The organism is Caulobacter sp. BE264, assembly GCF_031457805.1.
Classification (GTDB): domain Bacteria; phylum Pseudomonadota; class Alphaproteobacteria; order Caulobacterales; family Caulobacteraceae; genus Caulobacter.
Map to the genome: position 1 here is coordinate 67,054 of NZ_JAVDXI010000005.1, position 23,527 is coordinate 90,580.

The following is a 23,527-nucleotide window of genomic DNA, read 5'->3' on the forward strand; positions in this document are numbered from 1 at the left end:
TCCGACGTCCTAGGCTTCGTCACATCAGCTTGACAAGACGATGTTATCAATCACTGATAACTTATCGCTGATTGATTTGGAACAGCTTATGTGGCGGACCCCGCTCCCTCCCCTGGCGGCCCTCCTCCTGGCGGCGACGTTGAGCGCCTGTGGCGGCAAGACCGAAACCGATGCGCCGGCTCCGCCGACGCCGGTCGAGGCCGCTCGCGTCGCCGCCCCTGACGCCGCCGGCGTCGTGGCTGGCGCGGGGACGCTGGAGCGCCGTCGCGAGATGGCGCTGTCGTTCCGGATCCCCGGCGTGCTGACGACCATGAAGATCGAGGCCGGCGACAGTGTCCGGGCTGGCCAACTCATCGCCGCCATCGACCCCGCCGGCGTCGACGCCCGCCAGCAACAGACCCAGGCCGATCTTGAGCGCGTGCGCCGCGACCTGGAGCGGGACAAGATCCTGTTCGAAAAGGGCTATGTCAGCCGTCAGCGTATCGATGACCGGACCAGCACGCTGAAGTCGGCTCAGGCCGCCTATGACGCCGCCCGCTTCGACCGGCGCTGGGCCAATCTGGTTTCGCCAGTCTCGGGCGTGGTTCTGGAGCGCCGCGTCCAGGCGGGCGAGGTGGTCGGCGCCGGCCAGGTCGTGGCGCGGGTCGCCGACCTGACCAGCCCGCTCGTCCTGCGCCTGCCTCTGGCCGCTCGAGACGCGGCCCGCATCCGGGTCGGTGATCCCGCTACGGTCAAGGTCGATGAGATCGGCGAAACGGCCCTGAACGGTCGCGTCACCCGCGTGGGCGAGGCCGCCGACACCCGCACCGGCGCGATCCTGGTCGAGATCGAGCTTTCCGCGCCGCCCTCGACCTTGCGCAGCGGCCAAGTCGCTCACGCCACGCTCAACGTCCGCGCCGCGCCCAGCGTCGCCACCGCCTATGCCCGTGTGCCCGCCGAAGCGGTGCTGGAGGCCAACGGCCAACGCGCTTTCGTCTTCCGCGTCAACGGCGGCAAGGCCCGGCGCACAGCCGTCGGCTTTGGCGGCTTTGACGGTGACGACGCCCTGGTTTCGGGCCTGCCGAACGGCGCTCAGGTGATCACCGCCGGCGCCGGCTTCGTCTCCGATGGCGAGAGCGTGGCCGTCGTCGATCCCACCCAGCTCGGACGCTAGACCGTGAAGTTCGACCTCTCGACCTTCGCGGTCCGTCGCTGGCAGTTCACGCTGGTGGCCTTTGGCCTGCTGGTGATGCTGGGCATCAACGCCTTCACCAGCATTCCGCGCTCGGAAGACCCGCACTTCCCGATCCCGATTGTCGTCGTCCGCGCCGTGCTGCCGGGCGCCGAGCCCTCGGAGATGGAGCAACTGGTCGTCGATCCGATCGAGGACGCGGTCGACGGCCTCGACAACATCGACAAGGTGGAGTCGGTCAGCCTGGACGGCGCGGCGGTCGTCTCGGTGCACTTCACCTGGGATGTCGATCCTGAGCGTAAATACGACCAGGTCGTCCGCGAGGTGAACGCCATCCGAGGCAATCTGCCCGCCGGTCTGGCCCGCCTCGACATCCAGCGCGCCCGCACCACCGAAGTGTCGGTCGTGCAGGTGGCCCTGACCAGCGACACCCTGCCCATGCGCCGTCTGGAGAAGGTGGCGGATCGCCTGCGCGAGCGGCTGGACCGGGTGCCCGGCGTGCGGGAGGCCCAGTACTGGGGCGCGCCACCGTCGGACGTTCAGGTGACGCTGGACCTGGCCCGGTTGTCGGCCCTGAAGCTGCCCGCGACCGCCGTGACCGACGCCCTGCGCGCGGCCGGCGCCGAGGCGCCGATCGGCGCGGTGCAAGCGGGCGAGCGGCGCTTCAACGTCAAGTCCGGCGGCGCCTTCCGTGACCTGAAGACTATCGCCGACACCCCCGTGCGATCGATCGGCGGCAAGGTCGTGCGCGTCTCCGACGTCGCCACCATCGGCTGGGCGCAGCAGGAGCCGACCCATGTCACCCGCTTCAACGGCAAGCGGGCCGTCTTCGTGACCGTCAAGCAGAAGGACGGCCAGGACGTCGCCAAGATCACTCAGGAGGTGCGCAAGGTCCTGGACGAGTACGAGCGCGCCCTCCCCGCCGGGGTGAAGCTGGAACGCGCCTTCTTCCAGGCCGAGAACGTCAAGCATCGCCTGAAGAACCTGTTCCGCGACTTTGGCATCGCGCTCGTCCTGGTGCTGATCACCCTGCTGCCGCTGGGCCCCCGCGCCGGCGTGGTGGTGATGGTCTCGATTCCGCTCAGCCTGCTGATCGGCCTGTCGCTGCTGCAGGCGTTCGGCTTCACCCTGAACCAGCTGTCGATCGCCGGCTTCGTGCTGGCGCTGGGTCTTCTGGTCGACGACAGCATCGTGATCACCGAGAACATCGCCCGCCGGATCCGCGAGGGCGAGGAACGGACCGAAGCGGCCGTCAACGGCGCGCGGCAGATCGGCCTGGCGGTCGTGGGCTGCACGGCCACCCTGATGCTGGCCTTCCTGCCGCTGATGGCCCTGCCGGCCGGCTCGGGCGCCTATATCAAGTCGCTGCCGGTGACGGTGCTGTGCACGGTCGGCGCCTCGCTGCTGGTGTCGCTCACCATCATTCCATTCCTGGCCAGCCGCATCCTCGACAAGCACTCGGATCCCGAAGGCAACGCGATCCTGCGGGCGGTGAACGGCGGCATCCAGCGCTTCTATCGCCCGGTCCTGCACGCCTCGCTGGCGCGCCCCTGGCTGGCCCTGGCCCTGATGCTGGCCCTGTGCGCCACCACGGTCCCGCTGGTGAAACTGATCGGCAGCTCGCTGTTTCCGCCCGCTGAGACGCCGCAGTTCCTGATCCGCATCGAGACTCCCGACGGCGCCTCTCTGGCCCGTACCGACCAGGCCCTGCGCTTCGTCGACGCGCGTCTGGCCACGGAGCCCGAGATCCTCTGGCGCGCCAGCAATCTGGGCCGGGGCAATCCGCAGATCTTCTACAACAAGAGCCAGCGCGAGAGCTCCAACAGCTTCGCCGAGGTCTATGCCAGCTTCGAGGCCTGGAAACCGGGCAAGAGCGACAAGGTGCTCGACAGCCTGCGCGCCGACTTCGCCAAGTACCCCGGCGCGCGGATCACCGTGGTGGCCTTCGAGAACGGCCCGCCGATCGACGCGCCGATCGCCATCCGCATCACCGGCCAGAACCTCGAGGTGCTGAAGGCCCTGGCCGCCCGGACCGAGGCGGCGCTGAAGGACACGCCCGGCGCGCGCGATGTCAGCAATCCGATGCGCCTGGACCGCACCGACCTCGACCTCGGCGTCGACGAGGCCAAGGCCGCCGCTCTTGGCGTACCCGCCGGCGCGGCGCGCCGCGTGACCCGCCTGGCGCTGTCAGGCGAGGAGGCGGCCCGCTTCCGCGATCCGGACGGCGACGACTATGCCGTGCGGGTGCGCCTGCCGACGGCGCAGGTCGACGGCGCCGCGCGCAATCCGCTCTCAGCCTTGAACGGCGTCTATGTGCCGACCGCCGAGGGCGAGGCCGCGCCGCTGGGCGCGATCGCCACGCCGACCTTGCGCTCGAGCCCGGCCCGCATCGACCGCTTCGACCGTGAGCGGACGGTGACGGTGACCAGCTATGTCGCCACCGGCTATCTGACCGCCAAGGTCACCGAGGACGTGGTCCAGCGCCTGGAAAAAGAAGTCCCCATGCCACCGGGCTATCGCTTGTCGCTGGGCGGCCAGGCCGAGGCGCAGTCGGAAAGCTTCGCGGGGCTCGGCGCCGCGGTGCTGGTGGCGATCTTCGGCATCCTGGCGGTGCTGGTCCTGGAGTTCCAGAAGTTCAAGACCGCCCTGGTGGTCGCCGGCATCATCCCGTTCGGCGTGTTCGGCGCGGTGCTCGCCCTGGCCCTGACCGGCAACTCGCTGTCGTTCACCGCCACCATCGGCCTGATCGCGTTGATCGGCATCGAGATTAAGAACTCGATCCTGCTGGTGGATTTCACCGAACAGCTGCGTCGCGAAGGCATGAACCTGCACGACGCTATCGAGAAAGCCGGCGAGGTCCGCTTCCTGCCCGTGCTGCTGACCAGCGTCACAGCCATCGGCGGCCTGCTGCCCCTGGCCCTGGAGCGATCGGGTCTCTACTCGCCGCTGGCCATCGCGATCATCGGCGGCCTGATCACCTCGACCCTGCTCAGCCGCGTAGCGACGCCGGTGATGTACTGGCTGACGGCGCGGGGGAAGGCGGAGGCGATTTGACCAAAAATCCTCTCCCTGAAGGAAGAGACGACGGAGGGGGAAGAGGCAGGGTCGGCATGACTTCCCCCTCCGTCCGCTTTGCGGACACCTCCCCCGCTAGGGGGAGGATCTGCGGCATCGCTCTTGCCTATTATACGATCGTATAGCAACACTCTCCCCACCTGTGCGGGGAGAACACCATGGCCATCACGCAAACACGCGACGCCGTCATCATCGGCGGGGGCCATAACGGCCTCGTCTGCGCCTTCTACCTGGCCAAGGCGGGGTTGAAGGTCACGGTCTGTGAGGCTCGGGGCGTGGTCGGCGGCGCCGCGGTGACGGAAGAGTTCCACCCCGGTTTCCGCAACTCGGTGGCCAGCTACACCGTCAGCCTCCTGAACCCGCGCGTGATCGCCGACATGGGCCTGCGCGAGCTGGGCCTGACCTTCCTGGAACGGCCGATCTCGAACTTCCTGCCGATCAGCGACGACAAGTACATCAAGCTGGGCGGAGGCCTGGAGCGCACCCAGGAGGAGTTCCGCAAGTACAGCCGGCGCGACGCCGAGGTGCTGCCGGCCTACTACGCCATGCTGGACGAGATCGGCGACATCCTGCGCGACCTGGCCCAGGAGACGCCGCCGAACCTCGGTGATGGTCTGCCCGGCCTGCTGCGCGCCCTGCGCCAGGGCAGTCGCCTGGCGTTCCTGTCGCGTCAGCGCAAGCGTGACCTGCTGGATCTCTTCACCAAGAGCGCCCGCGACGTGCTGGACGGCTGGTTCGAGAGCGAGCCGGTCAAGGCCGCCTTCGGCTTCGACGCCGTGGTCGGAAACTTCGCCAGCCCCGACACGCCCGGCTCGGCCTATGTGCTGCTGCACCACACCTTCGGCGAGGTGAACGGCAAGAAGGGCGCCTGGGGCCATGCGGTCGGCGGCATGGGCGCGATCACCCAGGCCATGGCCAAGGCCTGCGAGGCGGCCGGGGTCGAGATCCTGCTCGACGCTCCGGTCGAGGGCGTCCATGTCGACGGCGGGAAGGCCGCCGGCGTGCAGCTGGTCGACGGCCGCCAGATCATGGCCCCGATCGTCAGCGCCAACGTCAACCCGGCCCTGCTTTACAAGAAACTGGTGCCGCCCTCGGCGCTGCCCCCCGACTTCCGCAAGGCGGTCGACGGCTACAAGAACGGCTCGGGCACCTTCCGGATGAACGTGGCGCTGTCGGAGCTGCCCAGCTTCACCTGCCTGCCCGGCAAGGAGACCGCCGAGCACCATCAGTCGGGCATCGTGATCGCCCCGAGCCTCGACTACATGGACGCGGCCTATCGCGACGCCAAGGGCGAGGGCATCAGCAAGGCCCCGATCGTCGAGATGCTGATCCCGTCCAGCCTGGACACCAGCCTGGCTCCGCCCGGCCAGCATGTGGCGAGCCTCTTCTGCCAGCAGTTCGCGCCAGAGCTGCCCGATGGTCGTTCCTGGGACGACGCGCGCGAGGCCGCCGCCGACCTGATCATCGACACGGTCGACCAGTGGGCGCCGGGCTTCAAGGCCTCGGTTCTGGGCCGGATGATCCTGTCGCCGCTGGACCTGGAGCGAAAGTTCGGCCTGATCGGCGGCGACATCATGCACGGCCACATGTCGCTGGATCAGCTGTGGGCCACACGCCCGCTGCTGGGCCACGCCAGCCACCGCGCGCCGATCGCAGGTCTCTACATGTGCGGCGCGGGCACGCACCCCGGCGGCGGCGTCTCGGGCAATCCGGGCCGCAACGCCGCCCGCGAGATCCTGCGCGACAAGGACTTCGCCACGGCCGTGAAGCTGTCGGTGGTGGGGCGGTGATGGCTCAACATCCGACCTTCCCGGCGAATGCCGGGACCCAGATTCACCCCGAGCTTTCGCCGTGCTTGGCGCCCCACAGCCCTACGACCTGGGCCCCGGCATTCGCCGGGGAAATCGGAGAGAAGGTGGCGCCATGACCCAGATCTCCAACACCGACCCCCTCTCCGACTGGGGCCTGCCCGGCTGGATCTACACCAATGAGCGGTTCTTCAAGGAAGAGCAGGACAAGGTCTTCCGCCCGTCCTGGCAGATCGTCTGCCATTTGAACGACATCCCCAAGGCCGGGGACTTCCATACCTTCGACTTCGTCGGCGAAAGCCTGGTGGTCGTGCGCGGCAAGGACGGCGGCGTGCGGGCCTTCGCCAATGTGTGCCGCCATCGCGGGGCGCGGCTGCTGGACGGACCCGTCGGCCGCTGCGGTGGGCGGATCGTCTGCCCCTACCACGCCTGGACCTATGACCTGGAAGGCCGGCTGATCGGCGTGCCGATGCGCGACGACTACCCGGCGCTGGACATGGCCAAGGAGGGCCTGGCCGCCATCGAAACCGAGATCTGGCGCGGCTTCGTCTTTGTCCGGATCGAGGGCGAGGGTCCTTCGGTGGCGACCATGATGGCTCCCTACGAGGACGAGGTGGCGCACTACCGTTTCGAGGAGCTTCAGCCGTTCGGTCGCGTCACGCTGCGTCCGCGCGCGGTGAACTGGAAGAACATCAGCGACAACTATTCGGACGGCCTGCACATCCCGGTCGCCCATCCGGGCCTGACCCGGCTGTTCGGCAAGGGCTACGGGGTCGAGGCCGAGGCCTATGTCGACAAGATGTGGGGCCAGCTGATCGACGAGCCGTCCGAGAGCCCGTCCGAGCGCCTGTATCAGGACCTCCTGCCCGACGTTGCGCACTTGCCGGACGACCGCAAGCGGCTGTGGACCTATTTCAAGCTCTGGCCGAACTTCGCCTTCGACATCTATCCCGATCAGGTGGACTTCATGCAGTTCATCCCGATTTCGGCCGAGCAGACGATGATCCGCGAGATCGCCTACGCCCTGCCCGACGAGCGGCGCGAGATGAAGGCGGCCCGCTATCTGAACTGGCGCATCAACCGGCAGGTCAATGCCGAGGACACCGAGCTGGTGGCCCGCGTGCAGCAAGGCATGGCTTCGCGCACCTTCACCGCCGGTCCGCTGGCGACCAGTGAGGTCAGCTTGCGCAGCTTCGGCCGCAAGATGCGGGCCCTGATCCCGGAAAGTCGCCTGTCCCGGCCGCCGGAGGGGTGGTGAGCGCACGCGCCGCCTTCACCCGCGAAACCCCCGACGTTCGCCGGCACGCGCTGGTGGCGGCCGCCGAGGCGGTGCTGGCGCGCGAGGGCGTAGGCGGGACCAGTGTGCGGACGATCTGCGCCGAGGCCGGGGTCTCTCCGGGCCTGCTGCGGCACTATTTCGAGGGTGTCGATGAGCTGATTGCGGCGGCCTATGAGGCGGTGTCGCAGCGGATCGACACCGCGCTGGATGCGGCGCTGGAGGGCGCGGGCGAGGATCCCCGGGCGCGCCTGCTGGCCTATCTGGGCGCCAGCTTCGCGGCCCCGGTGCTGGACGAGCGTCTGCTGGCGGCCTGGGTCGGGTTCTGGTCGCTGGTCAAGACCAAGCCGCGCATGGCCGCCATCCACGCGGCCTCCTACGCCGACTTCCGCACGCGGCTCGAGGTCTTGCTGGCGAAGGCCGGCGCGCGCGAGACGCGTCTCGCCGCCATCGCCCTGACGGCGATAGTGGACGGACTCTGGCTGGAGCTCTGCCTCGATCCGGCGACGTTCAATCCAGACGAGGCGCGCGCGATCGTGACCCGCGCGCTCGACGGTTGGCTTTAGGCCACCGCAGCCTGGTTGGCCGCGCGGTTGCGGCCCCAGGACGGCGTACGGGTTTCCGGCTCGAAGGTGTGCACCTCGGCCTTGCGGCCTTGCACCCGCATGTGGCCAGCCAGCAGTTGCGCCAGCGCCTCGGCCTCATGTTGCGAGGAATAGGAGCCGATCAGCTCGGGAGAGTCGTTCCAGGTCACATGCCACACCCCGGCGACGGGACGGACGTAGTAGTGGTTCTCGGTCATGGCGACCTCCTTGGACAACTCAGCGTGCACTTAGGCATGGGGACATGACAGTTGTTTCGCAATCGCACAACGAAATTGCGTTGCGATGCACAATGCATGAGCCGCGCCAGACGCGGACTTAGTCGTCCTTCACCACCGCCCCGCCCTTCATGACCTTGGCGACCTTGGTCAGGGTGGAGACGTCCGCGAGCGGATCGCTCGCAACGGCGATCAGGTCGCCGTAGCAGCCGACGGCGGCGCAGCCGACCTGACCCGTCTTGCCCAACAACTCGGCCGCCACCGTGGTCGCCGACTGGATCGCCTGCATCGGCGTCATGCCGTACTTGACCATGTAGGGCATCTGGCGCGCGTTCCCGCCGTGCGGATAGACGCCGGCGTCGGTGCCATAGGCGATCCTGACCCCGGCCTTCACCGCCTTGCGGAAGCCCTCGCGCTGGGCGTCCGTGGTCTCGCGGTTCTTGCGGATCATGCCCTCGGGCCAGCCCTGCTCGCGGCCATAGGTGTCGATGAAGTCGCCGTTGTAGATGTCGGCCACCAGGAAGGCGCCCTTGGCCTTCATCAGGGCGATCCCCTCGTCGTCGATCAGCGAGCCGTGCTCGATCGACCGGACGCCGGCGCGCACGGCGATCTTGATCCCTTCGGCGCCATGAGCGTGGGCGGTCACGTAGGTCCCGCGTTTGGCGGCTTCCTCGACAGCGGCGCGGATCTCGTCCTCGGACAGCTCCAGCTGGCCAGGCTCGGTGCCTTCGGTCAGCACGGCGCCGGTGGCGATCAGCTTGATGAAGTCGGCGCCGCCCACCAGCAGAGCGCGGACCTTCTTGTGGACATCGGCGGCGTCCTCGACCACGCCGCGTCGCATCTCAGCGGGGATGGCCACGTCGGGCGCGACGCCGGTGATCTCCCCGCCCCCGCCTGGCGCGGTGACATAGGCTCCGGCGACCGACATGCGCGGTCCAGGCACGAGTCCTTGATCGATCGCGTCACGCAGGGCCGCATCGCTGAGCGCCCGCCAGGCGCCGACATCACGTACGCTGGTGAAGCCGGCCATCAGAGTCGAGCGCGCATGGCCAGCACCGATATAGGCCTGCTGGGCGGCGGAGCGCAGCAGCGGCAGGGCGATGTTCTCGCTCTGCTCGTCGTCCACGAGATGGGTGTGCATGTCGATCAGGCCGGGCAGAACGGTCAGGCCGGACCAGTCGATGACCCGCCCCTCCTTGGGCGCGCCCTTCCAGGGCCCGACCGAGACGATGCGCTCGCCCTCGATGCGGAGGATCTGGTCCGTCAGAACCTTGCCGGCCTGGGGATCGACCAGCTTGCCGGCCCGGACGTAGGAGACCTGCGCCGAGGCGGCGGTGGGAACGAGGGCGACCAGCGCGGCGACGCAAAGGAGACGGACGATCACCGGACGGCTCTCCGCATCAGCCAATAGACCGGCGCGCCGCCAGCCAGCAGCACCAAGCCCCAGAAGGTGACAGACCATCCGGCGCCATAGAAGGTCCAGACAGAATAGATCGCGCCGAGGCCGGCCACGACGCCCAGGGCCTTGGACGGCGCCATGCGGCCGCTGCGCTGCAGGCGCAGCACGGCGAGCGAGCAAAAGAGATAGGCGAACAGGGTCGAGGTCGTCGACAGCAGGGCCATGAAGGTGAAAGCGTCGGCCATCGACTTGGCGTAGTTCATCAGCACCAAAATCGTCACCAGGGCGCTGGAAGCCAGGTGCGCCCGTACCGGCGTGCCGTTGGCGGAGGTCTTGGCGAACCAGGCCGGAAAGACGCCTTCGCGGGCCATGGCGGCGGGCAGTTCGCCCTGGATCAGCGACCAGCCGTTCAGGGCGCCGAGCGCGCTGATCGTCGCGAAGGCCGCCAGCGCCAGCCGGAAATCACCACCGCCGTGATAGGTCACAAAGTCGACGAACGGCGCATTGGAGCCTTGCAGCACGGCGGCGGGCGTCAGCAGCAGCACGCCCGACGAGACGACCAGATAGACAAGTCCGGCGAAGGCTGTGCCGGCCAAGGTGGCGCGTGGGATCGTTCGGGCGGGATCCTTGACCTTGTCGGCGGGGATGGTCGCGGTCTCCACGCCCAGCAGCGCCCACAGGGTCAGCGCCGCCGCAGCCGTAATCGATGCGCCCGACAGCGCCGAAGGCTCCAAGGGCGTCACCGCAGCTGGGCCCTTTCGCAACAGGACGCTCAGCGCCAGACCCGCCACGGCGATCAACGGAACCAGCTTCAGCACTGTGGTCACCACCTGGGTCCAGCCGGCTGACCGAGCGCCGGCGCAATTGATCCCGGTCGCGGCCCAGACCACCGCTACAGTCAACAGGGCCGGTAGGGCGGGAACCTTGGAAATGCCGGGCAGGAAGACGCTCAGATAGCTGACCGCCGCGATGGCGATGGCCGCATTGGCCACCCACACCGAGATCCAGTAGGACCAGGCGACGAGGAAGCCGGGCCCGCGCCCGAACGCCTCCTCGGTATAGGCGAACGGACCGCCCGCCCGGGGAAAGGCCCCCGCCAGCTTTGCGAAGACATAGGCCAGACACAGCGAACCGCCGATGGTCAGCCCCCAGGCGATGACGGCGTTCCAGCCGTACGGCGCCAGCGAGGCGGGCAGCATGAAGACGCCCGAGCCGATCATGTTGCCGACCACCAGGGCCGCGCACATCCACACGCCCAGCGGCTTGGCTTTTGGAGACGTCATGACGGTCCGGCCTCCCCGGAAAGCAAAAGGGGCGGCCCGATGGACCGCCCCCGCTACGCTACCCACAAATGGCTAGAACGCCTTGCCCAGCTTGACCCCGATGGTGCGGGGCTGGTTCGGCACGATGTAGGACTGGGCGCCGCAAACGCTGATCGCGCATTGGGCCGTGCGATCAAGGCTGGCGCGCTTGTCGAACACGTTCTTGATGTAGAAGCCGATCGACAGACCATCCTTCTCCATGCCGCCGGACAGGTCGACGGTCTCCCAGCCCTTCTGCTGTCCGAGCGTCGCGCGGTCGGACAGCCGCAGGTCGGTCCATGTGCTGGATTGGCCGACGACCGACCCCTGCACATAGTTGTCCCACTCACCCCAGTTGAAGTCGTAGCGCGCCGTGAGGTTGGCCTTGAACTTCGGCGTGACCGGCAGGGAGGTGCCGTCCGGCGCCTGCGGCGAAGCGCAGGTCGTGACCGGATTGCCAGCAGCGTCGGTGAAGCCGCAATAGTTCGCCGTCAGTTGCGCGTCGGTGTAGGCGGCGGCCGCATTGATCGTCAGCCCCTGGACCGGAACCCAGGTGATGTCGCTTTCGATCCCCTTGATGCGGGCTTGGTTGGCGTTCTTGATCTCGGTCAGGCCGTTGGCCCCCAGGATCGAGAACTGGAAGTTCGACCAGTCCTCCATGAACACCGCGCCATTCCAGCGGAAGCTGTTGTTCAGCCAGGTCGTCTTCCACCCGGCCTCGTAGTTCTTCAGGAAGTCCGACTGGTAAGGCGGCAAGGTGCTGCGCCGGTTGATGCCGCCCGGTCGGAAGCCCTTGGAGTAGGTGGCGTAGACCAGCTTGTCGTCATCGAGCTTGTAGGTCAGCGTGACCTTCGGAACGTTGCCGCTTTCCTTCACGCCCTTATCGAGGTTCGTACAGGGCGAGCCTGACACCACCGCAGCCTTGAAACAGGCCTTCTCGCCGGTCGAGCCGTACCCCTTGCCGTAGCCGTAGAAGCCGACCAGGGTGTTGTGCGCCTTGAAGAAGCGGATGCCTGCGGTCAGGGTCAGCTTGTCGGTGATGTCGTACTCGGCCTGACCGAACACCGCCCGGTCACGGTCGATACGCTGCTGCTTGGTCAGCCAGATCGTGCCGGTATAGCCGGGCACCGAGATGTCGCTGCCAATGTCGGCGATCCGATAGTTCTGGAAGATGTCGTGCGTCTGCTTCTGGTAGAAGCCGCCGACCACGAACCGGAAGGTCTTGTCCTGAGGCGAGGCGATCCGGATTTCGTGGCTTTCCTTCTTGTAGTCATCCTGGCCCTGGATGAACTGGGAAGGGTTGACTAGGTTGCCGGCGTTGTCGGTCCAGTAGAAACCGTATCCGACCTGGTCATAGAAGTACGAGTAGTCCGTGTAGTCGGAATTGGTCTCGGTGTTCCGCTTCAGGAACGAGCCGGCGTAGGTGACGTCGAGATTGGCCACCTGGCCCTCGATGGTCATGGCGGCCTGGTACCATTTGTCCTTGGCGCTCTCAGGATAGTAGCGCTGGACCTTCAGATCGCCGACCTTTGGGTCATAGGAGAACGAACCGTTCGACTTCTGCACCTGGCCCATGACCTGGGGCGTGATCACCCAGTTGTCGTCGAGCTCGACCCGCAGAGCGGCGCGGCCGCCTTGGGTGTAGACAGAGTTGTAGTCCTCGCGCACACGGGCCTTGTTGGTGATCGTGAAATCATTGGCCAGATCGGCGTCGCCGCGATTGTAGATGCGCGTGCCAGGCTCGTTGTCGATGTAACCGCCGTCGCGGACGTCCCAGCCGACCAGACGCACCGCGATCTTGTCCGAAAGCGGCATGTTTACGAAGCCTTCCAGCGCGTGGCCGGTGTCGCCGTGGGCGATCTTGTTCACCTCGACGTCCACGCCGGCGGAGAAGCCGGCCGTGGAAGGCTTGTTGGTGATGATCCGCAGGGTGCCCGCCTGCGAGCTGGCGCCGTACAGCGTACCTTGAGGGCCGGCCAGCGCCTCGACACGGGCGATGTCGTAGACGTGGATGTCCAGAGCGCCCTGGATCGTGGTGACCGGCTGCTCGTCCAAGTAGACGCCCACGCTGGGCAGCGAACCGGAGTGATTGCCGTCGCCGCCGCTGGCCACGCCGCGCATGTAGACTTGGCCGAAGCCCGGGCCCGAGCTGGTGAACGAGACGCTGGGCAGATACTGCACATAGTCAGCGAAAGCGCTGATCTGCAGTTGATCCAGTTTTTCGCCGCCCAGCGCCTGGATGCTGACAGGCACGTCCTGAAGATTTTCGCTGCGCTTCTGGGCGGTGACGACCACCTCTTCGAGCGCGGTGGAGGGCCCCGACTGCGCCTGGGCGTAAGCGACGCCGGACAACATCGTGCTGGCTAGCAACGCAGCGGAGTAGACCCCCGCCTTCTTTAAACGAACCGATCCCGACGACATACAGTCGCTCCCCTTGCGGCTTTGAAGGAACGATGTTCGACCCGCGCCTAATCGTTGGGCAAGATTGAATTTTCGGTTTGTCGTCAATTCCTGTGAGTGTTGCAGAAATGGCGAGGGGTTGGGCAGGTGGTCAAATAACGGGCGCTTGCGGGTAAGAGTCGAGCACAGGTCCCAATGCCTGCTTGAGCGGCCCCAGATACGATTCGAATTTCTGCCAGTGCTCAACCGCATCCTTGAAGATGGGGCGGCGAACCTGCTCTGAACTGGCGGTCCGCACCGCACGATCGTTCTCGTGCGGCGAGAGGCAGGCCTCCTCGAACGGCAAGCCGCAGTGCTCCAGCAGAGCGCGGATTTGCGCTTCGGGGTCTGCGATCATCTGCTCATAGATCACGCGATGCACCCGCCCAGGCAGCACGGCGTCGAAGTGCGCCATCAGGTCGACATAGTCAGCGTAGTAACGACCAATGTCGGTCAGGTCGTAGCTGAACGCCTGGCCCCGCGCGAAGTGCTGCTTGAAGCCCGAGAAGCAGCAGCCCAGCGGGTGGCGCCGCGCATCGATGATCTTGGCGTTGGGCAGGATCAGGTGAATCAGGCCGGTGTGAGCAAAGTTGTTCGGCATCTTGTCGATGAAGAACGGTTTGTCGGTCTTGCGCTGGATCCGGGTGCGCTCGATGAACTCCTCGCCCAGGGCCTTGAGGTCCTCCGCCGACAGGTCCGCCAGGCTTTCCGGATAGGTCGACTCGGCGCGCCTGGCGGTCTTGCCGCCCAGGCGACGCGCCATGACGATCAGGTCGGGCAGCTCCATCGTCCCCTCGACCTGGGAGTGGCTGGCCAGGATCTGCTCCACCAGGGTCGAGCCCGAGCGCGGCAGGCCGACGACGAAGATGGGATCGGGCGCATCACAGCCCTGCCCCGCCCGCGCGGCGACGAACGAAGGCGAGAACACCGCCTTGGTCCGGACGGTGTCGGACGTGTTCTCGTCGGGATCATAGTCCAGCTGCGCGCGCCGGATCGCCGCGCCGGCGGCGTAGTGCTGGAAAGACCCGTCCCAGTCCTGAGCGTCCTCATGCGCCTTGCCCAGCGCATAGCGCAGGTGCAGTCGATCGTCGTCGGACAGGCCCTCGGCTTGCAGCGCCTGGCGCATGGCGTTCAGATCGTCGGGCGTGAACTTGACGGTCTTGAGGTTGGCCAGACTCCACCAGACCTCGCCGAGCGTTGGCGCCAGTTCCAGCGCCTTTCGATAGGCGGCGACGCTGTCCGCCTGCCGGCCCACGGTCTTCAGGGCGTGACCATAGCTCATCCAACCCTTGGGCTGATTGGGGTAGTCCGCCAGAACTTGGTCGTAGACGGCGATGGCGCGATCGTATTCGCCCAGGCGCGCCAAGATCGCCGCGTAGAGGTTGGCGTAGCCGGGATGGCGCGCATCCTTGGCTACGAGCTGCTCGATCTGCGCTAGCGCCTCAAGGTTCTTGTTCTGGCGGTAGAGCATGGTCGCCAGGTTGTGGCGGGCGGCGGCGAAGTTCGGGGCCAGCTCCACGCAGCGGGTCAGCAACGCCTCAGCGTCGGCGTACCGGCCCAGGCGCGCGCCGGTTTCGGCCAGCATGCGGATCGCCGCCACGTCGCCGGCGTCGGCCTTCAAACGATCGCGCAGAAGGCGTTCGGCCTCGCCAAGGCGATCCTCGGACAGCGCCGTGGCCGCCTCGACCAGGAGCGGATCACGCGTCGAAGCGCGAAGCTGCCTCGCGAGCGCGCGTTCGGCGCCCTGGTGATCGCCCAGCAGCTCCAGACTCTCCGACAAGCCTCGCCAGGCTTCGGACAGGCGCGGCTCCAGCGCGCTGGCCCGGTCGAAGGCGCGGGCCGCCTCGGCGGTCCGCCCCAGTCGCTCCAAGCACAGGGCCAGCTCCAGTTGCGCCAGAGCCATGTTGGGCAGGGCCGCGGCTAGCGGGGCGACAGCGGCCAGCCCGCTCTCGGCGTCGCCGGAGAGGCGCAGGGCGGCAGCCAGCACTCGAGTCGTGTCGGCGTGACGCGGCACGACCTCCAGGATCGCCCGCGCCTGTTCGGCCGCCAGACGCGGATCAGTCTCCAGCAGGCGTTCGGCATGTTCAAGCGCCGCGGCGAGGCTGACGGCGGGCTGGGCGGTCGTGGACTCCATGTCGGGAGGAGAGCGGCGCGCCGGCGCCGGTGTCAATGCGATCCGCACGTCTTCCCGCCGCTTCGGCTAAAGCCGATCGCGAAGCGCGTACCAGCTGAGCCCCGCCACTGTCAGCGGCCAGCGCAACAGGCGTCCGCCGGGGAACGGCGGGGTGGGCAGGCGCGACAGCAACGCCATGGGCCCGGTCTCGCCCGAGGCGGCGTCGGCCAGCAGCTTGCCGACATAGGGCGCCAGCATGACCCCCTGCCCCGAATAGCCTGAAGCGACGCGCACGCCCGGCGCCACCTCACCGACAAAGGGCATACGGTTGAACGTGATCCCCAGCGTGCCCCCCCAGGCGTGGGTGATCTCGACGTCCGCCAGGCGCGGATAGATCTTGGCGAGGTTCCGCCGGACCAGGCCCGCGATATCGCTCGGAAAGCCAGGACGATAGTTCTCGCCGCCGCCGAACAGCAGACGACCGTCCGGCGTCTTGCGGAAGTAGTTGACGACGAAGCGGCTGTCCGAAACCGCCGCGTTCGATCGAATGATCTCGTCGGCCAGCTTGTCCAGGGGAGCGGTGACGGCGATGAAGTTGTTAATCGGCATGACCCGGGCGCGAGCCTTGCCGGCCATGGCGTTGAGCAGGCCATCGCCGCTGAGGATCAGCTGGTCGCAGGCGACCCGCCCGTGCGCGGTCTCGACCACGATCTTGCCGGCCTCTCGCCGCCAGGACGCAGCCTGGGTGTTCTCGTAGATCCTCGCCCCAGCGACCTTGGCCAAGTCCGCCATGCCGCGCGCCAGCTTCAGCGGTTGAACGTGGCCGCCGCCATGGTCGACGAGTCCCCCGTGATAGACGTCGGTCCCCAGCTCATGCGCCAGGGCCTCCGCATCGATCAGGGCTAGCTCACCGTAGCCATAGCGCTCAGCCATCAGCGCCAGATAGGCCGCGTCCTCAGCCTCGCCGCCAGGCTTGTGGCGGGCATGGATCATGCCGGGCCGCCAGTCGCAGTCAATCGACCGGACCAGGCGGGCGAAGTGCGCCCGGGCGTCCTCCGCCAAGCGCCAGAGAGCCATGGCGTCGTCTTGGCCCACCGCCTTTTCAAGCCAGGCCTGGTCGCGCCTCTGCCCCGTGTGGACCTGTCCGCCGTTGCGGCCTGAGGCGGCGCAGCCGACGCGCCCTGCTTCAAGGACGATGGCCCGCTCCCCAAGGGCCAAGGCCGCGCCGAGGCCGGTGAAGCCTGCGCCGACGATGCAGACCTCGGTTTGGACATCGCCCTCAAGCGACGCAAGGGCGGGGCCGTCGGGAGCGGTGGCCGCATACCAGTTCCCTCTCCCATAGGGAGAGGGGCAGGGGTGAGGGGTTTCGCCGGTCACCGCTGTAACCCCTCATCCCCCACGCCTTCGGCGCGGGTCCCCCTTCTCCCTATGGGAGAAGGTTCATACTCCGCCCTACACATTCAGCAGCAGGAACTCCCGCTCCCACGGGCTGATGGTGCGCATGAAGGTTTCGTACTCGGCCTGTTTCACCCGGTCATAGGCGGCGCAGAAGGTGGGCCCCAGGATCTCGACCAGCGGCTGGCAGGCGACGAACAGGCGCAAGGAATCCGACAGGCTGCGCGGCAGTTCGATGCCCCGCGCGCCGGCGTCGATCGCCACCGGCTCACTGGGCGTCAGGCCCTGGACCATGCCCAGATAGCCGGCCGCCAGGGACGCAGCGATCGCCAGGTACGGATTGGCGTCCGATGAGGGAATGCGGTTCTCGACCCGGCGGTTGGCCGGTCCCGACGGCGGCACGCGCAGGCCGCAGGTCCGGTTGTCATAGCCCCACTGGGTGTTCACCGGCGCGCCGCTGTCGCGCGAGATGCGGCGATAGCTGTTCACATAGGGGGCCAGGATGGCCATGATCGCCGGCAGATAGGTCTGCTGGCCGGCGATGAAGCCGTGGAACAGCGCCGACTCCGCGCCGTCCTCGTCCGAGAACAGGTTGCGTCCCTTCTTGTCGACGATCGACTGGTGGATGTGCATGGCGCTGCCGGGCTCGTTGGCCATCGGCTTGGCCATGAAGGTGGCGTAGATCTCATGCTCCAGCGCCGCCTCGCGGATCGTGCGCTTCATCATGAACACCTGATCGGCGAGCTCCAGCGGATGGCCGTGCTGCAGATTGATCTCCATCTGCGCCACGCCGCTTTCGTGGATCAGGGTGTCGATCTCCAGCCCCTGGCGCTCGGAGTACTCGTACATGTCCTCGAACAGCGCATCGAACTCGTTGACCGCGCTGATCGAATAGCCCTGCCGGCCGGTCTCGGGACGCCCCGAGCGCCCGATCGGCGGCTTGAGCGGATAGTCCGGATCGGTGTTGCGATCGACGAGATAGAACTCGATCTCCGGCGCGACGATGGGGTTCCAGCCCTTGTCGGCATAGAGCGCCAGCACCCGGCGCAGCACTTGGCGGGGAGCCTCCTCGACCGGGCGGCCATCGGGATGGAAGGCGTCGTGGATGACCTGCGCCGTGGGATCCTGCGCCCAGGGCACGGCGGCCAGGGTCGCGAAGTCAGGGGTCAGGAAGATGTCGGTGTCCGACTGCACCGCGTTCACCGCGCCCTCGAACTCGGGGAAGTCGCCGGTAATGGTCTGGTAGAACACCGCCAGCGGCAGGTTCATCGATGGCGAGCCCAGGAATTTGCGTACCGGCATGATCTTGCCGCGCGCCACGCCGGCGAGATCGGGCACCACGCACTCGATCTCCTCGATGTGCTGGCGCGCAAACCAGTCCTTGGCCTCCTCGATCGTCGAGACGCCGCGATCCAGGATCTGGTCGCGCTTGGCCTTGTTGTGCTTGGGCTTCATGACACCGCCTCCGGCTTCAGCGCGCGGAGGATCGGCTCGGCTTCGGTCAACGACTTGCCGATGATGCCGACCAGCTCGTCGATCTCGGCGTGGCTGACGATCAGCGGCGGGCAGCAGACGATGGTGTCGCGGATGGCGCGGACCATCAGGCCGTTCTTGATGCAGATGTCGCGGACGATGGGCCCCGCCTCGCCTTCCTTGTCGAGGAAGCGATGGTTGGTCCCCTTCTCGCGCACGATCTCGACCGCGCCGATCAGGCCCAGCGAGCGGGTCTCGCCGACCAGCGGATGGTCGTTCAGGCTCGCCAGGGCCTTGGCCAGATAGGGGCCGGTGTCCTCACGGGTGCGCGTGATCAGATCCTCGCGCTCCATGATCTCGATATTCTTCAGCGCCACGGCGGCGGCGGTCGGGTGGCCGGAATAGGTGAAGCCGTGGATGAAGTCGCCACCCTTCTCGCGCAGCTCGGCGACGATGTGGTCGGCCACGCCCACGGCCGAGATCGGCAGGTAGCCGGACGACAGGCCCTTGGCCATGGCGATCAGGTCGGGCTTGATCCCATAGTGATGGTGGCCGAACCATTGGCCCAGGCGCCCGAAGCCGCAGATCACCTCGTCGCAGACCAAGAGGATGCCGTACTTGCGGCACAGGGCCTCGACCGCCGGCCAGTAGCCGTCGGGCGGGATGATGACGCCGCCGGCGCCCTGCACGGGCTCGCCGATGAAGGCGGCGACGTTCTCGGGCCCGACCTCGAGGATCTTGTCCTCGATCGCCTTGACGCACCGGTCGCGGAAGGCGGCCGGATCCTCGCCGAAGCCCTCGCCGAAGTGATAGGGCTGGATCACGTGCTCGACGCCTGGGATCGGCAGGTCGCCCTGCACATGCATGTGCTTCATGCCGCCCAGCGACACGCCGGCCACGGTCGAGCCGTGATAGGCGTTCCAGCGGCTGATGAAGACCGTGCGCTGCGGCTGCTCCTTGAGCTTCCAGTAGTGGCGGACGAGGCGGAAGACCGTGTCGTTCGCCTCAGACCCCGACGAGTTGTAGAAGACGTGGGTCAGGTGCCCCCCCATCTTCTGCGCGATCTTGGCCGCCAGGGTCACGGTGGGCGGCGTCGCGGTCTTGAAGAAGGTGTTGTAGTACGGCAGTTCCAGCATCTGCTCGTAGGCCGCGTCGGCCAGCTCCTTGCGGCCGTACCCGACATTGACGCACCACAGACCGGCCATGCCGTCGAGGATCCGGTGGCCATCGCCGTCGGTGATGTAGCAGCCGTCGGCGCGGGTCACGATGCGGCTGCCGCCCAGCTCGGCGATGACCTTGTGGTCGGCCTGGGCCGGCAGGTGGTGCGCCAGGTCCAGGCGCTTCAGCTCAGCGATGTCGTGGTTGCGGATCGGGGCGTTCATGGGGGGCTCCTGGGCCTTACGCGACGAGCGTGTCAGGCGAAAGTGCGAGCGGTTTCGCCGCCCGACACGCTCTAAATTGTTGATTCTGATCCTGTTTCGTCACCTTGAAATCCCAACGGCTAGAGAGAGGAAACAGGATCTGGCGGCGCGCCTCTCAGGGCGCGTCCGAAGATTTCAAAGAAGATCTGCGACTGCCGGTTCTGCGCCGGCTTCCATTCGGGGTGCCACTGGACGGCCAGCACAGGCGCGCCGTTGACGGTGGCGGAGAAGGCTTCGACCACGCCGTCGGGGGCGCGGGCTTCGACGGTCAGCCCTTCGCCCAGCCGGTCGACGCCCTGGTAGTGGACGGAATTGACGACGGCCGCCTCGACGCCAAGAGCGCGCGACAGCACCCCGCCGGGCGTCAGGGCGACTTCGTGGACGTGATCGAACATGCCGTTGAAGTCGACGTCGTCGGGCGCGTGGTGGGCGATCAGGTCGGAGCTTGAGGTCATGTCCCGGCGCAGCGTGCCGCCAAACGCGACATTGATCTCCTGGAAGCCCCGGCAGATCCCGAACACTGGCTTGCCCAGGTCCAGCATCGCCTTGATCAGGTCGGCGGTCATGCCGTCGCGGGCGGCGTCGAATGGGCCCGGCGCGTCGCCGATCTCCTCGCCATAGAGGGCGGGATCCAGGTTCGAGGGGCTGCCGGTCAGCATCAGGCCGTCGAGACGGCCCGCGACCTCCGCCGCCCGCATGCGGCCCGGCAGCGACGGGATCAGCAGCGCCGCGAGGTCGCCATAGGCCATGGTCGCGTCGACATAGCGGCTCATCACCGCCTGGGCCGGTTCGATCCCGACGGTGCGGGTGCAGCAGATGATCCCGGCGACGGGGCGTGCGGTCATGGCGTCAGCTCAGCAAGACCGCCGGCGAACAGGCGTGCCAGCACAGCCAGACGGTCTCACCCAGCTTGAAGTCTTCCTGGTCCCAGCGGGTCAGGTTCGAGCGCTGGACCTTGATCCGGCGACCGCCGGCGATCTCAACCTCGAAGGTGGAGGAGCCGCCCAGATAGGCTTCGTGCTTGATCACGCCCTCAACGGCGTTGGTCCCCTTGGGCGCGTCGCCGAGGTTGGGCGGGTTGTCGTCGGTCTTCTTGTGCAGCTCGATCTTCTCGGGGCGGATCGCCGCCCACACCGTGCCGCCGCGCGGGCCGGTGACGCCATGATCCAGGAAGATGTCGACCGGCAGGTCGGGAGACTTGATCACCGCGTGGCTGGGCTCGTCGACCGCGAGCACGCCCTCGAACAGGTTCACCTGGCCGATGAAGTCGGCGACGAAGCGGCTGTTGGGGAACTCATAGAGGTCGCTGGGCGTCGCAACCTGCTGCAGCACGCCGCGGCTCATCACCGCGCAGCGCGACGCCAGGGCCAGGGCCTCATCCTGGTCGTGGGTGACCATGATGAAGGTGATGCCAACCTTCTCCTGCAGGGTGCAGAGCTCGGTGCGCATCTGCTCGCGCAGCTTGGCGTCCAGGGCCGACAGGGGCTCGTCCAGCAGAAGCACGCGCGGACGCTTGACCAGCGCCCGGGCCAAAGCGACCCGCTGGCGCTGCCCGCCCGACAGCTGGTCAGGCTTGCGACCGCCCAAGCCGCCCAGCTGCACCAGCTCCAGCGCCTCGGCCACGCGCGCCTCGCGCTCGGCCTTGCCGACCTTATCGACCACCAAGCCGTAGGCGACGTTTTCAGCCACGGTCATGTGCGGGAACACGGCGTAGGACTGGAACACCATGTTCACCGGCCGCTTGTTGGGCGGCACCTTCGAGATGTCCTGACCGTCGATCAGAATCCGTCCCTCGGTAGGCGTCTCAAAGCCGGCAAGCATCCGCAGCAGGGTGGTCTTGCCACAGCCCGACGGCCCCAGCAGGGCGAAGAACTCGCCCTCATTGACGGTCAGCGATACGTCATCGACCGCGGCCAGCTTGCCGAAGCGTTTGGTGACGTTCTCAAAAGTGATGATGGGTTTGGTCATTTGGTGTCCCCCGCCCCATGACCGGCCGCCGCCGCGGGATTGCCTTGCAGTTTCAGCGCCGCCGCCGTCAGCAGCACGGTCAGCACGATCAGAACCGTCGAGGCCGCATTGACCTCGGGCGTCACCGAGAAGCGGACCATCGAGTAGACCTTCACCGGGAAGGTCACTGTGTCAGGGCCCGCCGTGAAGAAGGTGATGACGAAGTCGTCCAGGCTCAGCGTGAAGGCCAGGAGCGCGCCGGCGATCAGGGACGGGGCCATGTGCGGCAGGATCACGTCCTTGATGGTGCGGAACTCACCCGCGCCTAGGTCGCGGGCCGCTTCCTCCATCTCGCGGTTGAAGCTGGCCATCCGCGCGCGGACGACTACCGCCACGAACGGGAACGAGAACGAGACGTGGGCGATGATGATCGCGCCCAGGTTCAGCGGCCACGGCATCCCCTGCGGCCAGGGCAGCACCTTGGCGAAGAACACCAGCATGGCCACGCCCATACAGATCTCGGGCACCACGATCGGCAGGGCCATCGCCCCGTCCACCGCCGTCTTACCGGGGAAGCGGAACCGCCACAGCGCCAGGGCCACGGCCGCGCCGAGGAACAGGCTGATCACCGTGGAGGCCGCCGCAATCGTCAGGCTGTTGCCGAACGCCTCGAGCAGCTCGGAATTGTTGAACAGCTTCTCGTAGTATTTGAGCGTGAAGCCCTTCCAGACGATGTTGCGTCGACTGTCATTGAAGCTGAACGCGATCAGCGCGATCAGCGGCGCGTAGAGGAAGATGAACACGGCCGCCAGCCAGGCCTGCATCTGCCAGCGACGCAGGTACTCGAGGGGACCGGGGGGCGATTTCTTGCTCATCCCTTGGCCTCCGGAGTCTTCTTGTTCAGCACCGCCTGGATCGCGATGGCGATGAAGGTCAGGTACATCAGCAGGAAGGACAGGGCCGCGCCGAACGGCCAGTCATTGGCGCGCTTGAACTGGCGCTCGATGATGTTGGCGATCATCTGGCTGTCGGGGCCGCCCAAGAGGTCCGGCGTCAGATAGGCGCCGAGCGCTGGAATGAAGGTGATCAGCACGCCCGAGGCGATGCCCGGGATAGCCAACGGCACGACGACCTTGAACAGGGTCCGCAGGTGTCCGGCGCCCAGGTCCAGGCTGGCTTCCAGCAACGACTTGTCCAGCCGGTCCAGCGCCGAATAGAGCGGCAGCACCATGAAGGGCAGGTGCACATAGACGAGGCCCAGGATCACCGAGAAATTGTTGTGCAGCAGCTCCAGCGGCTGGAAGTCGCCCAGCGGCTGCAGGCCGACCAGCGCGGCCAGAGTGCTGCCGCCTTTCCAAAGCCACTCCAGGCCTTGGTTCACATAGCCCTCGGTGCGCAGCACGGCGATCAGGGCGTAGGTGCGGATCAGGAGGTTCGTCCAGAACGGCAGCATGATCAGCAGCAGCAGCCAGGCCTTGGCCTTGTCCGAGGCGAAGGTGATGGCCAGGGCGACCGGGAAGCCGATCACCAGGCACAGGCCGGTCGTCAGGCCCGCGACCCAGACCGACTTCAGGAAGATCTTCAGGTACAGGGACTCGATGGCGCGCGCATAGTTGTGGAACGTGCCGCTGATGGCGATGTCGGTCAGCCCGACATTGTGGCCAAAGCTATAGGCCCAGACGATCGCCATGGGCGCGAGGAAGAACAGCGCCAGCCACACCAGCGGCGGTCCCAGCGCCGCGGCGAACACGGCTTTCGCCTGTTTCCAGGATTGTTCCATGGAGCTCGTCCTTGAAGATGCTCCCCCGCGCTGCGGGGGAGCTGTCGCGGAGCGACTGAGGGGGCTAGCTGGAGATTGGCGGAACCGCCCCCTCCGGCCCTCTGGGCCA

17 protein-coding genes are annotated in these 23,527 nt (G+C 67.2%); 5 read left to right on the forward strand and 12 right to left on the reverse strand.

Annotated elements, in window-relative coordinates; all coding sequences use genetic code 11:
• Positions 1-76 precede the first annotated feature (76 nt).
• From J2X45_RS13180 to J2X45_RS13200, 5 genes are all read left to right on the forward strand, one after another.
• On the forward strand, positions 77-1,153 hold the full coding sequence (locus tag J2X45_RS13180) for an efflux RND transporter periplasmic adaptor subunit (RefSeq protein WP_310215453.1): 1,077 nt from the start codon (positions 77-79) through the stop codon (positions 1,151-1,153).
• 3 nt (positions 1,154-1,156) lie between these two features.
• On the forward strand, positions 1,157-4,225 hold the full coding sequence (locus J2X45_RS13185; protein WP_310215456.1) for an efflux RND transporter permease subunit: 3,069 nt from the start codon (positions 1,157-1,159) through the stop codon (positions 4,223-4,225).
• Between the two features lie 179 nt (positions 4,226-4,404).
• Positions 4,405-6,036, forward strand: coding sequence for an NAD(P)/FAD-dependent oxidoreductase (locus J2X45_RS13190; RefSeq protein ID WP_310215458.1), 1,632 nt, complete (start codon positions 4,405-4,407; stop codon positions 6,034-6,036).
• Positions 6,037-6,097: 61 nt separating this feature from the next.
• Entirely contained in the window at positions 6,098-7,312 is a 1,215-nt protein-coding gene (locus J2X45_RS13195; protein WP_310215459.1) for an aromatic ring-hydroxylating dioxygenase subunit alpha, read from the forward strand.
• Complete coding sequence (locus J2X45_RS13200; RefSeq protein ID WP_404980067.1) at positions 7,309-7,896, forward strand: TetR/AcrR family transcriptional regulator; 588 nt, start codon at positions 7,309-7,311, stop codon at positions 7,894-7,896. The genes J2X45_RS13195 and J2X45_RS13200 overlap by 4 nt, the downstream gene beginning before the upstream one ends.
• Here the strand turns inward: J2X45_RS13200 and J2X45_RS13205 are convergent.
• The 12 genes from J2X45_RS13205 to J2X45_RS13260 form a co-directional block, all read right to left on the reverse strand.
• Entirely contained in the window at positions 7,893-8,132 is a 240-nt protein-coding gene (locus J2X45_RS13205; protein WP_310215462.1) for a hypothetical protein, read from the reverse strand. The genes J2X45_RS13200 and J2X45_RS13205 overlap by 4 nt on opposite strands.
• A gap of 118 nt (positions 8,133-8,250) precedes the next feature.
• Entirely contained in the window at positions 8,251-9,534 is a 1,284-nt protein-coding gene (locus J2X45_RS13210) for an amidohydrolase family protein (RefSeq protein ID WP_310215464.1), read from the reverse strand.
• Positions 9,531-10,832: an amino acid permease gene (locus J2X45_RS13215; RefSeq protein ID WP_310215467.1), complete on the reverse strand. Its 1,302-nt coding sequence runs from the start codon at positions 10,830-10,832 to the stop codon at positions 9,531-9,533. The genes J2X45_RS13210 and J2X45_RS13215 overlap by 4 nt, the downstream gene beginning before the upstream one ends.
• Before the next feature lie 72 nt (positions 10,833-10,904).
• Positions 10,905-13,271 (reverse strand): TonB-dependent receptor, encoded by a 2,367-nt coding sequence (locus tag J2X45_RS13220; protein ID WP_310215471.1) that lies wholly within the window; start codon positions 13,269-13,271, stop codon positions 10,905-10,907.
• A 130-nt stretch (positions 13,272-13,401) separates the two neighbouring features.
• On the reverse strand, positions 13,402-15,423 hold the full coding sequence (locus J2X45_RS13225; RefSeq protein ID WP_310215474.1) for a sulfotransferase: 2,022 nt from the start codon (positions 15,421-15,423) through the stop codon (positions 13,402-13,404).
• Positions 15,424-15,489: 66 nt separating this feature from the next.
• Positions 15,490-16,779, reverse strand: coding sequence for an FAD-binding oxidoreductase (locus tag J2X45_RS13230; protein WP_310215477.1), 1,290 nt, complete (start codon positions 16,777-16,779; stop codon positions 15,490-15,492).
• Positions 16,780-16,854: 75 nt separating this feature from the next.
• Positions 16,855-18,252 (reverse strand): glutamine synthetase family protein, encoded by a 1,398-nt coding sequence (locus J2X45_RS13235; RefSeq protein ID WP_310215480.1) that lies wholly within the window; start codon positions 18,250-18,252, stop codon positions 16,855-16,857.
• On the reverse strand, positions 18,249-19,652 hold the full coding sequence (locus J2X45_RS13240) for an aspartate aminotransferase family protein (protein ID WP_310215483.1): 1,404 nt from the start codon (positions 19,650-19,652) through the stop codon (positions 18,249-18,251). Before J2X45_RS13240 ends, J2X45_RS13235 begins: the two co-directional genes overlap by 4 nt.
• A 119-nt stretch (positions 19,653-19,771) precedes the next feature.
• A complete protein-coding gene (locus tag J2X45_RS13245) occupies positions 19,772-20,536 on the reverse strand; it encodes a gamma-glutamyl-gamma-aminobutyrate hydrolase family protein (RefSeq protein WP_310215485.1) in 765 nt (254 codons plus the stop codon).
• 4 nt (positions 20,537-20,540) lie between these two features.
• Positions 20,541-21,659, reverse strand: a complete 1,119-nt coding sequence (locus J2X45_RS13250) for an ABC transporter ATP-binding protein (RefSeq protein WP_310215488.1) — start codon at positions 21,657-21,659, stop codon at positions 20,541-20,543.
• Complete coding sequence (locus J2X45_RS13255; RefSeq protein ID WP_310215490.1) at positions 21,656-22,513, reverse strand: ABC transporter permease; 858 nt, start codon at positions 22,511-22,513, stop codon at positions 21,656-21,658. Before J2X45_RS13255 ends, J2X45_RS13250 begins: the two co-directional genes overlap by 4 nt.
• Entirely contained in the window at positions 22,510-23,418 is a 909-nt protein-coding gene (locus tag J2X45_RS13260; RefSeq protein ID WP_310215493.1) for an ABC transporter permease, read from the reverse strand. Before J2X45_RS13260 ends, J2X45_RS13255 begins: the two co-directional genes overlap by 4 nt.
• Positions 23,419-23,527: the final 109 nt, after the last annotated feature.